The organism is Dolomitihabitans soli, from assembly GCF_022213955.1.
GTDB classification, from domain to species: Bacteria; Actinomycetota; Actinomycetes; order Streptosporangiales; family Streptosporangiaceae; genus Streptosporangium_A; species Streptosporangium_A soli.
In genome coordinates, this window is the sequence record NZ_JAKNTW010000005.1 from 22,008 (window position 1) to 35,429 (window position 13,422).

The following is a 13,422-nucleotide window of genomic DNA, read 5'->3' on the forward strand; positions in this document are numbered from 1 at the left end:
ATATGATTAAGCCTCATGTTGGAGTTATGGCGAGACCGTCGTGAGTTTCCTGGGCGCCGGGGCCGCCACGCTAATGGTGACCGGGTGGCAGGCTGTCGGCAACCCCCCGCACGGCGCCATCTCGGAAGACCGTTCACCATGGCACTCGGGGGATCGCCGTCGCCCTCTCCGCCGGTGTCATCGTCATTGTCGAGTCTCCCGATGAGCGGTCGCCTCCGGGCGGGACGCGGTGTCCGAATGGTCAGTGGCCCATCGCGGCGCCGCCGTCCACGGGGATGACCGCGCCCGTGATGTAGGAGGCCTCCGGGGAGGCCAGGAAGCGTACGGCCGCGGCGATCTCCTCGGGGGTCGCCATCCGCGCGAGCGGTACCTGCGCGCACATCTCGGCGATCCGCTTCTCCGGGAGCGCGGCGATCATGTCGGTGTTCGTGAGGCCGGGGGCGACCACGTTCACCGTTATGCCCCGCTTGCCGAATTCCCAGGCGAGGGATCGGGCGAAACCGATCAGTCCGGCCTTCGAGGCGGCGTAGTTGCTCTGCCCCTGTTCCCCGCGCAGGCCCACGGAGGAGGAGATGAAGACGACGCGTCCCGTCCTCGCCCGGAGCATTTTCGGCGCGACCTGTTTGACCACTCGGAACGCACCCTTGAGATTGGCGTCGAGGGTGGCCTCGAAGTCCTCCTCGCTCATCCGCATAAGTAATTTGTCGCGGGTGATGCCGGCGTTGGCCACCAGGACCTCCACCGGGCCGTGTCGCAGCTCCGCCTCGGAGACGGCCCGTTCCACCTCGGCGGCTGAGGTGACGTCGCAGTGCAGGCCCACCAGATCCGGCGGTGGCGGGGACGATCGGTAGGTGACGGCGACCTTGTCGCCGTCGCTCGCGAGGGCGCGCGCTACGGCGAGGCCGATGCCGCGGTTGCCTCCGGTGACGAGGACGGAACGACTCACGGGCTCTCCCTGGGTACGGGTGTCGAATCTGCGATAGCCGCAGTTGTCAGATGGGTAGTCAAGAACGGGCGGCGATTCTCCGCCGATGGCTGGGCGCGTACTCCCGTTGGAAGATCTCGGCGATCCGGTCGGGCGAGATCTCCCCGCCTTCGGCGTCGGCGTGGGTCTGGACGAGATCGGCGAATTGGCGTTGCTCTTCGCGCGGCAGGTCCACCCCGTGGTGGGCGCCCATCACGTAGGCGACGCCGCCCTTGCCGGACTGGCTGTTGATGCGCACCACCGCCTCATAAGTGCGCCCGACGTCCGCCGGATCCAGCGGCAGGTACGGCATGCGCCAGGGGAGGTCGGCCGGCGTGACGCCCGCCTCTTCGGCCCGGCGGCTCATGTCGTCGAGGCCCTTCTTGATCGCGTCCTGGTGGGATCCGGAGAAGGCGGTGTAGACGAGTTCGCCGCCATAGGGGTGACGGGGATGCACCGCCATCTGGTTGCAGTACTCGACGGTGTCCCTGATCATGTCGAGGTTCGAGAAGTCGATGCCCGGGTCGACGCCGTGGGTCACCATGTTCATGCCCAGGGTCACCAGGCAGACGTTCCCCGCGCGTTCCCCGTTGCCGAACAGGCAGCCCTCGATCCGCTCGGCCCCCGCCAGCAGCGCCAGTTCCGCGGAGGCGACGCCCGTGCCGCGGTCGTTGTGCGGGTGGATCGACAGGCAGACATGCTCCCGCCTGGCCAGACTGCGGCTGAGCCACTCGATCTGGTCGGCGAAGACGTGCGGGAGCGAGCGCTCCACGGTCGCCGGGAAGTTGAGGATCATCTCGCGGTCGGGCCCCGGCTCCCAGGTGTCCATGACCGCCTCGCAGACGTCCAGCGCGAAGTCGGGCTCGGTCTCGTTGAAGAGTTCGGGGGAGTACTGGTAGCGCAGGTCGCAGTCGGCGAGGGTCCGCTCCGCGTATTTCATCATGAGCCGTGTTCCCTGTACGGCGAGGTCCTTGCACTCGGGCCGGGTGATCCCGAACACCACCTCGCGGAACATCGGCGCGGTCGCGTTGTAGACGTGGATCGTGGCGCGCGGCGCCCCCCTGAGGCTCTCCACCGTCCGGCGCAGCAGTTCGTCGCGGGCGGGGACGAGCACCGAGATCCAGACGTCGTCGGGGATGCGGTCCTCCTCGATGAGGAGGCGGACGAAGTCGTGGTCGTCCCTGCTCGCGACGGGGAACCCGACCTCGATCTCCTTGTAGCCCATCGTGACCAGGAGCTCGAACATGGCGAGCTTGCGGGCGGGGCCCATCGGGCTGGCGAGTGACTGGTTGCCGTCGCGCAGGTCGGTGGAGAGCCAGCGCGGAGCCGCGACGATGCGCTTGTCCGGCCAGGTGCGGTCCAGCAGCGACATCGGGGTGAATTCGCTATAACGCTCGGATGGCAGTCGAGTGGATTCCACAGCGGATTTCCTTCCTCCCGCACCGTCGCAGTGCGTTCGTATTTCCATGTTCCACTGTCCCGCCCTCACGGTACAAGCGCTATTGAGGGGTCGACAAGTACGATGGAAATATCGGAAGTAGTAGTCGACGTACAACCTTTAATCCTGGCTCTTAACTTGCATTGTTATTGGCTGCAAGATCGAGGGCATGCCAACCATACGCAGTCTCAGTGGGTCGCCGTCAATCAGCACTGTCAGGATCAGTGTCAGTGTCTTTCGGCTGTGTCTCGCCGAGGCCCGCCCGTCGGTGCTGGTCATCTTCATGCTGAGGTTCCTGGCCGGCGCCGCCCTCGGCGCAGGGGTCTCCGGGGTGGGCCCGGAGATCATCGGAACCGCCCTCGTCTGGGGCACGGCGATCTTCGCCGTCTACCTGTTCAACGGCGTCACGGACGTGCGGGAGGACCGGGCGAACGGATCGTCGAGACCCATCGCGCGGGGCGAACTCGACCCCGCGGACGCCTACCGCGTCGTGGTCGCCGCCGCGCTGGCCTCGGTGGCGGGAGCTGCCCTGCTGGCCCCGCCGACCGCCTGGATGGTCCTGACTGTGCTGGTTCTCGGCTATGTGTACTCGGGGCCGCCGTTCTACCTGAAGCGGAGGTCTGGCTCCACCGCGGCGGTGGGCGCGGCCTCCTGCCTGCTGACGTACGCCGCGGGGTTCACCGGCCACACCGGCGGATGGACCGAGCCATCGGTGATGCTGTGGATCTTCGCGCTGGTGGCGTCCCTGTGGATGGGCCTGGTCGGCGCGTGTGCCAAGGACCTGTCGGACGTCGACGGGGACGCGGCGGCCGGCCGGGAGACGCTGGCGGTGACACGGGGGGATAAGCCGGTCAGACTGCTTACCGCAGGCGCCGCGCTGACGGTTGCCTCCGCGTTCGCGGCGGTCGTAGCGGTCATGAACCTTCCGCTGGTGGGGCCGGTTGTCACGCTGTTCGTCGGCGCGTTCGCCGTCGTCGTGATCACCCTCAGCCCGCTCTCGCGGGGAAGCCGTGCCCGGCGCCGGCGCCCGTATCGTGCGTTCATGGTGGCGCAGTACGCGCTACATCTCAGCTTAATCCTGCCATTGGCATTTAGACTGTTGCCTGAGTAGCTCATACTGGGTACAAATGGTCTATTAGGTTTGCATAGTACCGAGAGGCGGAGTTGGTGGGGGGCCATACTCGCGGTGCGGGAAACTTCACAGCATATGTCGACGACTGCCGCTGTCGTGTCCTTGAGGAATACACCCGGAGGCTGGAAGCCGAGGGCAGCCGACTCGCGCGTGAGCCACGCGTGATGCGCCAGCTGCTGGCCAACGCGGACGAGATCCTCAACGACGTGGCCGTCGCCCTGGAGGCGGGCAAGGTCAGATCGGATGACCCGCACAGCCGCCTCGCCAGGGACATCGGCACGGACAGGGCCGAGGCGGGCGTCCATCCGAGGGAGTCGCTCGAAGCCGCATCGTTATTGTTCGGAATCGCCCTGGAGACACTGGGCGATCGTCTGCGAGGACACGCCGAGTACGCCCGGCTGTTCACCATCGTCGTCCTGAGCCTGGAGCACAGCATCTCGACCCGGATTCGGGCCGCGTCGGCGAGCTACACGAGTTTCCTCCTCAACCGGATGCACGAGGTGCAGGTGGAGGAGCGGCGGCGGATCGCCAGGGAGCTCCATGACCGCATCGGGCACGGCATGAGCGTCGCCCACCAGCAGCTCGAACTCCACGAGTTCCACCGCTCAAGAGAGCCGGCCAGGGCCGTGGTCAACGTCGAGCTCGCCGGGCAGGCCGTACAGGAGACGATGCGCAACCTGCGGCAGGTGACGTCGGAGCTGCATCCCCACGAGCCGTTGAAGAGCCTGGAGAAGGCCCTCCTCGGTTACCTGGGCAGCGTCGACACCAAGGCGATGACCGTTCACCTGCATGTGAACGGGGATGAGACGTGGGCGTCGCCCGAGGTGCGCGACGAGTCCTTCCTCATCTTCCGCGAGGCCGCCAGGAACGCGCTGGCGCACTCGGGGGCCTCGGTGATCCTGATCCGGATCGACATCGCCCCGCACGAGCTGCTCGGCTTCGTCAAGGACGACGGTCACGGCTTCTGCCCCGAAGAGGCGACGCGCAAGCAGTCGATGGGACTGATCTCGATGCGGGAGCGTGCCCAATTATTAGGCGGTACCGTCACCGTGACGAGCGAGCCGCAGGAGGGGACCTGCGTGGAGCTCCACGTCCCGCTACACGGGCGGCTCGGTGAGTGAACCCGGAGCGGCGACGACGATAGGCATCGTCGACGATCACGCCCTCTTCCGGGAGGGGCTGCGGGAGATCCTGGAAGCGAACGACGACCTCGACGTGGTGGGCGAGGCCGGCGACTCCGCCGAAGCTCTGACGATGATCGAGCGAACCCGGCCGGATGTCCTCCTGCTCGACATCGAGATCCCGGGTGCGGGAGTCCTCGACACCGTGGGCCACGTCCGCGCCATGTCCCCGGGTACCAAGATCATTGTACTGAGCATGTACGACGGCCCGCAACTGCTGCGCCGGCTGCTCTCCACGGGAATCCGCGGCTACCTCCTCAAGAGCGTCCACCGGGAGGAGGTGATCTCCGCGATCAGAAGCGTCGTCAGCGACCCGGAACGCCTCGTGCTCGCGGTCTCGCGCGACAGCCTCGCCCAGATCCACGCGCCGCAGCCCGACATCCTGACCGACAAGGAACGGCAGGTCCTGGAGTTCGCCGCGCAGGCGCTGAGCAACCACCAGATCGCCACCCGGCTCGGCCTGACCGAGGCCACCGTCAAGAGGCACCTGCGGAACATCTTCGTCAAGCTCGGCGCCGTCTCCCGGATCGACGCGGTCAACAAGGCCATCGCGGCCTCCCTGATCACCTCACAGCGCGACCTCGGCTCGGGACCGCAGGGATTCGCTTAGAGCGTGTCCGGATCATGTGTTGATCCATGACAGGGTCGTGACCGGTGGGTGGCGATACCGCGCCATTGGTTCAGTGGGTTGATGCGGCGTTCGATGATGTCACGACGTCGCTGGAGGAGCGCAACGAAGCGAGGCGGCCGTCCACCGTGGCGGGCGTGATCGGTCTTATGGTCGACGCGTTCGGGGATGGTCGCGGCGATCCCACGCCGACGTGACAGGGCGCGGATCGCCGCAGAGCCGCAGGCCTTGTCGGCGATGACCCGCGCGGGGGCGCAGCGGGGGCGGCAGGCCGTTTTCCGCTGAACGCGCCGTGTCTGAGGTGCCGGTCTTCTCCAGCCCAACCGGTGGCTTCCACCCCATGCAGTCGGGCGACAACCGCCGCTTAACCAGACTTCCTGACCCTGGTGGTGGCAGGGCAACAAAGCCTGCTGCGAATCGACTCTGGGAGACCCCATGGAGAAGAAGACGATTCAGTTGGCGACGGTGGCCGCGACGGCCGTCATCGGAGTGATCACCGGCGCGGGGATGGCGAGTGCCGCGGGCACCGCCTCGGCCTCGTCCACGACGGTGAACGTGGACCTGGCCGAGCTCAAGGCGAACGACGGCTCCGTGCTGGCTCAGGCCATCAGCAGGGCCACCTCCGAAGCGGGGGCCGCCGGCCCGCTCACGACGTTTACCAGCGTCGCGCCGCGTCTCTGACGGATCTGGTGAGAGCGATGCCCGTCATCGCTCTCACCCCTTCCCAGTGTCTTCAAAGGAGGTCTCATGCAGCCCGTCCCGATCGTCCTGTCGGCACGTCCCGGCTCGCGGGAGTGGCCCGACGCGGAGTGGGCCACCACGGTCACCGCCCGTCCCGGATGGCGTTCCGCGCCGTTCCAGGAGTTCGTGCTGAAGGTGCACGGCCGGTGCAACCTGTCGTGTGACTACTGCTACATGTACGAGCTCGCCGACCAGTCCTGGCGCACCCGGCCCGGCGTCATGAGCGCGAAGATCCTCGAACAGGCGGCACGGCGCATCGGCGAGCACGCCGCCGCCCACGAACTGCCCGAGGTCTACGTCGTCTTCCACGGTGGTGAGCCGCTTCTGGCGGGACCGCAGTTCATCGATGAAGCCTCCGCGACGCTGCGGGCGGCGATGCCTTCGGGAACCACGCTGAGACTGAGCGTGCAGACCAACGCGGTGCTGCTCAACGAGGAGTTCATGCGGGTGTTCGACCGGCACGACATCGATGTGGGGGTGAGCCTGGACGGCGGCCGCCTCGCCAACGACAGGCACCGCCGTTACGCCAACGGGCGCAGCAGCTACGACGAGGTCGTACGCGGCCTGAAACTGCTGACCCGGCCTGCCTTCCGCCGGCTCTTCGCCGGGCTGCTGTGCACCATCGACGTCGACAACGATCCGGTGGACAGCTACGAGGCGCTGCTCGAGTTCGAGCCGCCGACCATGGACTTCATGCTTCCGCACGCCAACTGGAGCGAGCCGCCGCCCCGCTGGAGGGACGATCCGGAGCACACCCCGTACGGCGACTGGCTGGTTGCGATCTTCGACCGGTGGTACTCGGCGCCGGTGGAGGAGACGGTCGTGCGGACCTTGCGCGCCGTGGTGGACGAGATGCTCGGCGGGCGCAGCCGCGACGAGGTGATCGGGCTGGCGGCGATTCAGTTGATCGAGGTCGAGACGAGCGCCACCGTGGAGCAGGTCTGCTCGCTGAAGTCGGCGTTCGAGGGAGCCACCGGAACCGGCTTCGACATCTTCGCGAACAGCTTCGACGACGCGCTGCGGCACCCCGGGGTGGTGGCCAGGCAGGCCGGACTCGACGCGCTCTCCGATACCTGCATGGGTTGCCAGATACGCGACATCTGCGGCGGTGGTCACTACGTGCACCGTTACCGGGCCGGCTCCGGGTTCCGCAATCCCACTGTCTACTGCGCCGACCTGTACCGCCTCGTCACGCACATCGCCCAGCGGATGGCCGCGGACCTGCGGGGCGCGACGGAGGCCGTGCGTTGACGCTCAGAGGCCGCCGGGCCGTACCGAACCGTCAGCAGCCCGCGCAGTAAGGATGGTGTCCTGATGATCCTCACGCCCGCCGACCTGGAGGCGCTGGCGACCGGTGATGACGAGCCCGCCATGGTGGCGACTTTCCGGGCAGGTCAGTTCGGCAAGCACGCACTGTTCCTCCGCGCGATCATGGACTCGGCGCAGCAGGTCTTCCCGGACGCGTACACGGCGTCGGGTTATGAGGGCGCCTACGATCTGCTCGCCTCGGTGCAGGCGGTCCAGCCGGAGCAGGTCGCCGCCGTTCTGGGGCATCCTCATACCGGTTCGTGGGCGCATGCCTGCCTGCGCCTGGCACAGGATCCCGGCGCCGATCCCGAGCAGGTCCGCGTGGTGCTCGGCGAGCTGGGCGGTGTGGCGGCCGCCGCGGCGATCAGGGCCGGGGTCGAGTTCGAGACGGTGGTCCCCCTGCGGCGGAACGCCGTCCTGCTGCCCACCCTCGGCCAGGCCGTCTTTCCCGCGGACGGCAGCGTGACGATCCGCGACGAGGGGCGGGGGCCGTCGCTCACCATGGGTGACACCACGGTCGTCCTGCCCGCCGACCACCGCGAGGACGGCCCCGGCTGGCTCGGGCTGCGCGAGATCACGGCAGAGAGCGCGGGCGTCCGCCTGCGGGTCGATCTTGACGATCTCGGACCGTACCGGGCCATCTGCAGTGGCGTGTCCGCCCGGCTGGACGCGGACGGCTTCGGCCGCTGGTCCGACCGAGTGCGAGATGCCTGGATGCTTTTGGTCGCCGTGACCCCCGGCCGAGCCGCCTCGATAGCCGAGGTGCTGGCCACGCTCGTCCCGCAGGCGGAGGGCGAGGCCGAGAGCGCCACCTCGCGGGACGCGTTCGGCTCGATCCAGCTCACGGAGAACGACGCCGCCACCTTCGCCGAGGCCCTCGTGCACGAATCGCAGCATTCGAAGCTCAACGCGCTGCTCGACCTGTGTCCCCTGTACGAGGAAGGCGGCGGGCTCCACTATTCTCCCGCCCGCGACGACGCCCGGCCGCTGCACGGCCTGCTGCACGCGACGTACGCCTACCTCGGCATCGCGGACTTCTGGCGCCGGCACCGCCACGTCCACGACGGTGAGAGCCGGGCGAACGCACACGTCCGATTCGCGATGGCGCGCGAGCAGACCCTCATCGGCACCCACGCCTTGCTGGAGACGGATGCGCTCAACGCGGACGGCACGGCTCTCGTCGCGGGCATGGACGCCACAGCGCGGGGATGGGTCGCCGAGGAGGTGCCCGGCACGTACGCGGCCTGGGCGGAGGCGGCGATCCTCGACCACCGGCTCCTCTGGCGGCTGAACAACCTCCACTACCATCCGGATGACCTGATGGTGCTGGCCAAGGCATGGATAACCGGTGAGCACGCGCATCGCGGAGCGGGAGGGCCGGAGCCCGTCGTGCGGCAGTTCACCGGCGCCCGCCCGAGTCACATCCGGCTCCGGCTGCGATACGCGCAACTCCTGTCGGCACAATCCGCCGAGCGGTTCTACGCGGACCTGGAAGCGGAGATGGCGGCCGACGTGACCGACGCCGACCTGGCCCACCTGCGCGGTGACCACGCGACGGCCGCCCGCCTGTACGCCGAGCGCATCGCGGCCGGGTCGGACGAGGCCATGCACTGGGCGGGGCTGGCCCTGGCGCTGCACGGCGGCGGCGAGTCCGGCGCGATGGTGCACGAACCTCACCTGGTAAGGGCGGTGTACGGCCTCATCGGCGACCTGCACGAGCGCCGACCGGATCCGAGAACCCTGGCCGCCTGGCTGGATGGGGAGCTGGAAGATGTCCGCTGACCAGGCCCACCTCCCTCCCGACGCGATCCGGCGGGAGCCCGCGCTCGCCAGGGTCGACGCCCTCGACGGCGTCAGGGCGCTGGCCGCCCTCGCGGTCCTGCTCTATCACGTGGCCCTGCAGACAGGGGTGGCGCTGCAGGACGGGATCGTCGGAGCGCTGCTGTCCAGGGCGGACGTCGCCGTGCCGATCTTCTTCGTGCTCTCGGGACTGCTGTTGTACCGGCCGTGGGCGGTCGCCTCCCTGACCGGTGAGCGGCCCCCGGACACGCGCGCGTACCTGGTGAGGCGGGGCCTGCGCATCCTGCCCCTCTACTGGATCGTCGTCGTGGTCGCCATGTTCGGCTGGTCACGCGAGCACACCGGCGACCTGTGGACCTGGCTGAAGCTTCTGACGCTGACCCAGAACTACGACACCTCGCCGTGGTGGAGCAGCACCGGACCTCCGGGGCTGATGCAGATGTGGAGCCTGTCGGTCGAGGTGGCCTTCTACCTGACCTTGCCGCTGATGGCACTGCTGCTCGCCCGCTTGTCCGGGGGCGCGGTGGGCGTGGCCGCCCGCGCGAAGCGGCAACTCGTCGCTCTCGCAGGGGTCGCGCTGGCCTCCTTCGCCTGGACGCTCGTCGCGTTCTCGCCCGTGGGCTCCGGTTACATGCAGCTCTGGTTGCCCCGCTACTGGGCGTGTTTCGCGGGCGGTATGGCGCTGGCGGTCGTCATGGCCTGGCTGCCGTCCATGCGGGAGGAGGTTCAGCGCTCGCTCGCACGGTGGTGGTGGGTCTGCTGGATCGTCGCCGGGGCGGCGTACGCGCTGGCCTCGACGCCGGTGACGGGGGGCCGTTTCGTCACCGCCGACGATCTGCCGACGAACCTGGCCGAGCAGGCGCTGTACGCGGTCGTCGCCGTCGCGCTGGTGGCCCCGGCCGCGCTTCCGCCACGCCCCGGGCTCGTGCGAACGCTGCTCGGGAACCGCGTCGCGGGCACTCTCGGCGGTATCTCCTACGGGATCTTCCTGTGGCAGTTCGTCGCAATGGATACCTGGTACCTCCTGACCGGGCAACAGGGGTGGACCGGAGGGCTGGCGATGAACCTCGCGGCGGTCACCGTCCTGACCGTCTTGTACGCCTTCGTCAGTAGCCAACTGGTCGAGGAGCCGATCCAACGGCGCAGGTCACGCCGACTGTAGACGTTTACAGTCCGCTCGTGGAGGGGCCCTCCGCTCTTGCCTGCCCCGCGCCTTCACCACAACTGAGCAGTAAGGACAGCCAGTCGAGATCTTCGGCCCGGCCCATGAAGTCGAGCAGGGAGGACGGCTGCCGCAGCGCCCGTCCCACCTGAGCCGAGGCGGCCTCGCGCCCGCGGATCCACAGATCCAGCGTGTGCAATCGGGCACCGGGCGCGATGCCGAGCTCGTCGGCGAACAACGTCCGGGTGTCGTGGAAGACCTTGAGCGCCTCGGCCTGCCGCTCGGACTGGTAGAGCGTCGCCATGAGCTGGGCCCGGAGCCGTTCCCTGAACGGGTGTGCCGCGATGAGCGTGGTCAGCTCGGCGATCATGCCATCGCGCCGCCCGAGCTTCAGTTGGACGTCGAAGCAGTCCTCCCACACCTGGAGGCGCAGTTCCTCAAGCCGGTGCGCCTCCGTCACCGCCGAGGGGATGTCGGCGTAGGCCGGTCCCCGCCACAGATCCAGCCCCGTCCGGTACAGACCGCGCGCACCGGCCAGGTCACCGCCGCGCTGGGCGGCACGTGCCCGCCCCACGAGGTCCGTGAACCTCATCGCGTCCAGCTCCGACTCGTCGACCGAGATCGAATAGCCGTTCCTGCCGTACCCGATGCGGTCGGCGGATCCGAGGGTGCTCCGGAGACGGTGGACATAGACCTGCAAGCCCTTACGGGCAGTGCGCGGCGGATCGCCGTCCCACAGCGCATCGATGAGAGCGTCCACCGGCACCGGCCGGTTCGCCTCGGACAGCAGCACCGCCAGCAGCCGGCACCACATGCTCGCGGCGAGTTCGACCCGTTCTCCTCTGTGGAGTACCTGAAGATGACCCAGAACGCGGAACTCGATCAATGGTGCTCAGTCTCCATAGTCCTGGCAACTTTAGAAACAGCCCTAATGGCCCGATTCTGGATGATCTATTCGCGAAACACCACCCCTCCTCGCGGTCACCTCGGATGTGTTCGGCTCCTCGCCCCGCGCGCACCCTTCATGCGGACGGCGCCTGCCGTACTCCCGGAGCTGGGAGCCCGGACACAACGAAAGTCGCCCGGCCGGGTGGGCCGGGCGACATGGGCACCGCGCTGCCCGGTTAGGCCGCGCCTGGCGGGAAGACGTGCGACAGTCGTTCGCAGGCCTCGTCGGTCAGGCTCACTTCGGCCGAGGCGATGTTCATCTCCAGGTGGATCGGGTCGCGGGTGCTCGGGATGGGCACGATGTCGTCGCCCCTGGACAGCAGCCAGGCCAGGGCCAGGCGGCTCATGCCGATGTCCAGATCGGCCGCGGTGGCCTCCGCCTCACGCAGCATCCGCATGCTGTCCGGCAGGTTCTCCGCCGAGAAGCGCGGGTCCGCCCGCCTGGGGTCGGCGGGACCGAGTTGCGCGTTCGACCTGATCCGGCCGCCGAGGAAGCCGCGCCCGAGGGGACTCCTGGCGACGACCCCGACGCCGAGCTCCCGCGCGACGGCCAGGTGCTCCCGCTCGGCCTCCCGCTGCCACAGGGAGTACGGCATCGCGAGCGCGGCGACCGGGTGGACGGCGTGCGCGCGCCGCAGTTGCTGAGGGGTGCCTTCGAGCAGGCCGATGTGACGGACCTTGCCGGCGGCGACGAGTTCCGCCATCTGGGTCATGCCGCACTCGACGGGCTCGCTCCGGTCGACGCTCAGGTAGTAGATGTCGAGATACTCCGTGCCGAGCCTGGTCAGCGTGGCGTCACAGGAACGCCGGAAGTCGGTCCCCGCGTCCTGGCGGGTGGCGAGGAGCACCTCCGCCCGCCGCCCGGCCACGGCCTTGCCGATCAGCGGCTCCATCTCGCTTCCCGCCGGGAGATCGCTCACGTCGAGCATGGTTATCCCGGCGTCGAGGGCATAGCTCACAATGGCGGAAGTCGCCACTCCTACCGGCCCGTATCCGTCGCTGAGCGCCATGCTGCCCAGACCAAGGCAGGACGAGACGGGCCCAGCCTGGCCCAGCCTTCTGCGCTGCATGGGTTCACCTCCATCCTCTTCGATCGCAGGGCCCTCACAGGTAAAGAGACTGCCGTTCGTCTACCCGTGCGCGGAAGGCCCACCAGTTGAACGCCTGGAAGGCGATCAGCAGCGGGATCACCAGCGCGCCCACCGGCATCAGCAGTTGCAGCGTGGCGGTGTCCGCCGCCGCCTCGGGCAGGGCCATCCGGTGGGCCCCGCCGTCCGCCGGGACCAGCAGGTCGGGGTAGAGGCCGAAGCCGACGATCAGCACGGGCAGCACGGCCGCGCAGCTGGTGGCCGCGAACGCCGCACGTGTCGCCCCCTTGGACAGGGCGACGACGGCCGCGCCGAGCGCGAGGAGCAGCGCCACCGCCAGAATCGCGGCGGTCAGGCCGGCGGCGGCCACCCCGGAGACGGCGCCCACGCCGGCCGCGGCCAGTGCGAACAGCGCCGCGACCACGAGCAGCGGCCGTCCGGCGCGTCCCGCGCGTTCGCGCAGGCCGCCGGTGGTCCGCATGGCGAGGAAGGTCGCGCCGTGCCCGGCGAACAACGCCAGGGTCGTCACCCCGCAGAGCAGGACGAAGGGGTCGAGAAGTTCGGCGGCGCCGATGGCGAAGGTGCGCTCGGGGGTCAGCGGCAGCCCGCGGAGCAGCAGGCCGAGGACGAGCCCCCAGCCGACGGCCGGCACCACGCCGCCGATCAGGACCAGCCGGTCCCAGATCGCCCGCGACCACCGTCCGGTGTGCCTGCTGCGGAGCTGGACCGAGACGTTGCCGAGGACGACCCCGCCGATGATCACGACGAACAAAAGGTACATTCCAGACAGCAGCGGCCCCTCCAGGAAGGGGAACGCTCCGATGAGCACGCCTGCGAAGGCGACCAGCCACACCTCGTTGCCGAGGAAGAACGGTCCGAAGGAGTTCAGGGCCAGGCGACGCTCCGTCTCCCCGCGAGCCAGGGTCGACTGGAGCATCTGCACGCCGTAGTCGTAACCGCCGAGGACGAAGTACCCGGCGAGCAGCAGCCCGAGCAGGGCGAGCCAGATGGCTTCCAAAGTCATGAGTCGTC

At 68.8% G+C, this 13,422-nt stretch carries 12 protein-coding genes and 1 pseudogene; 8 read left to right on the forward strand and 5 right to left on the reverse strand.

Annotated features, from left to right (window positions below):
* Positions 1-241 precede the first annotated feature (241 nt).
* Both MBA17_RS11155 and MBA17_RS11160 read right to left on the reverse strand, forming a co-directional pair.
* A complete protein-coding gene (locus tag MBA17_RS11155; RefSeq protein WP_238496288.1) occupies positions 242-946 on the reverse strand; it encodes a beta-ketoacyl-ACP reductase in 705 nt (234 codons plus the stop codon).
* Positions 947-1,034: 88 nt separating this feature from the next.
* Positions 1,035-2,432: pseudogene (locus MBA17_RS11160) on the reverse strand (2-isopropylmalate synthase); the annotation flags it as partial.
* A 238-nt stretch (positions 2,433-2,670) separates the two neighbouring features.
* On the opposite strand from MBA17_RS11160, the gene MBA17_RS11165 reads away from it, so the two are divergent.
* The 8 genes from MBA17_RS11165 (at position 2,671) to MBA17_RS11200 (ending at position 10,354) form a co-directional block, all read left to right on the forward strand.
* A complete protein-coding gene (locus MBA17_RS11165; RefSeq protein WP_238496289.1) occupies positions 2,671-3,513 on the forward strand; it encodes a UbiA family prenyltransferase in 843 nt (280 codons plus the stop codon).
* Between the two features lie 185 nt (positions 3,514-3,698).
* Positions 3,699-4,655 (forward strand): sensor histidine kinase, encoded by a 957-nt coding sequence (locus MBA17_RS11170; protein WP_238496291.1) that lies wholly within the window; start codon positions 3,699-3,701, stop codon positions 4,653-4,655.
* Positions 4,648-5,325, forward strand: a complete 678-nt coding sequence (locus tag MBA17_RS50365; protein WP_238496292.1) for a response regulator — start codon at positions 4,648-4,650, stop codon at positions 5,323-5,325. Before MBA17_RS11170 ends, MBA17_RS50365 begins: the two co-directional genes overlap by 8 nt.
* A 44-nt stretch (positions 5,326-5,369) precedes the next feature.
* Positions 5,370-5,540, forward strand: coding sequence for a hypothetical protein (locus MBA17_RS11180; RefSeq protein WP_238496293.1), 171 nt, complete (start codon positions 5,370-5,372; stop codon positions 5,538-5,540).
* Between the two features lie 238 nt (positions 5,541-5,778).
* Entirely contained in the window at positions 5,779-6,024 is a 246-nt protein-coding gene (locus tag MBA17_RS11185) for a hypothetical protein (RefSeq protein WP_238496294.1), read from the forward strand.
* A 66-nt stretch (positions 6,025-6,090) separates the two neighbouring features.
* The gene (locus MBA17_RS11190; RefSeq protein WP_238496295.1) at positions 6,091-7,335 is read left to right on the forward strand and encodes an FxsB family cyclophane-forming radical SAM/SPASM peptide maturase; all 1,245 of its coding nucleotides are present in this window, start codon (positions 6,091-6,093) and stop codon (positions 7,333-7,335) included.
* Between the two features lie 63 nt (positions 7,336-7,398).
* Positions 7,399-9,174, forward strand: a complete 1,776-nt coding sequence (locus tag MBA17_RS11195; protein WP_238496297.1) for an HEXXH motif domain-containing protein — start codon at positions 7,399-7,401, stop codon at positions 9,172-9,174.
* Positions 9,164-10,354: an acyltransferase family protein gene (locus MBA17_RS11200; RefSeq protein WP_238496298.1), complete on the forward strand. Its 1,191-nt coding sequence runs from the start codon at positions 9,164-9,166 to the stop codon at positions 10,352-10,354. Before MBA17_RS11195 ends, MBA17_RS11200 begins: the two co-directional genes overlap by 11 nt.
* 4 nt (positions 10,355-10,358) lie before the next feature.
* Here the strand turns inward: MBA17_RS11200 and MBA17_RS11205 are convergent, their stop codons facing one another.
* From MBA17_RS11205 to cydB, 3 genes are all read right to left on the reverse strand, one after another.
* Positions 10,359-11,240, reverse strand: coding sequence for an AfsR/SARP family transcriptional regulator (locus MBA17_RS11205; RefSeq protein WP_238496299.1), 882 nt, complete (start codon positions 11,238-11,240; stop codon positions 10,359-10,361).
* Positions 11,241-11,478: 238 nt separating this feature from the next.
* Complete coding sequence (locus tag MBA17_RS11210) at positions 11,479-12,372, reverse strand: aldo/keto reductase (RefSeq protein WP_238496300.1); 894 nt, start codon at positions 12,370-12,372, stop codon at positions 11,479-11,481.
* A 34-nt stretch (positions 12,373-12,406) separates the two neighbouring features.
* Complete coding sequence (gene cydB / locus MBA17_RS11215) at positions 12,407-13,414, reverse strand: cytochrome d ubiquinol oxidase subunit II (RefSeq protein WP_238496301.1); 1,008 nt, start codon at positions 13,412-13,414, stop codon at positions 12,407-12,409.
* Between the last annotated feature and the right edge of the window lie 8 nt (positions 13,415-13,422).

Coding starts and splice junctions, on each gene's coding strand:
- MBA17_RS11170 (WP_238496291.1), top strand. CDS start 3,699: ATGCGCCAGCTGCTGGCCAACGCGGACGAGATCCTCAACGACGTGGCC.
- MBA17_RS11185 (WP_238496294.1), top strand. CDS start 5,779: ATGGAGAAGAAGACGATTCAGTTGGCGACGGTGGCCGCGACGGCCGTC.
- MBA17_RS11190 (WP_238496295.1), top strand. CDS start 6,091: ATGCAGCCCGTCCCGATCGTCCTGTCGGCACGTCCCGGCTCGCGGGAG.
- MBA17_RS11195 (WP_238496297.1), top strand. CDS start 7,399: ATGATCCTCACGCCCGCCGACCTGGAGGCGCTGGCGACCGGTGATGAC.
- MBA17_RS11200 (WP_238496298.1), top strand. CDS start 9,164: ATGTCCGCTGACCAGGCCCACCTCCCTCCCGACGCGATCCGGCGGGAG.
- MBA17_RS11210 (WP_238496300.1), bottom strand. CDS start 12,372: ATGCAGCGCAGAAGGCTGGGCCAGGCTGGGCCCGTCTCGTCCTGCCTT.
- cydB (WP_238496301.1), bottom strand. CDS start 13,414: ATGACTTTGGAAGCCATCTGGCTCGCCCTGCTCGGGCTGCTGCTCGCC.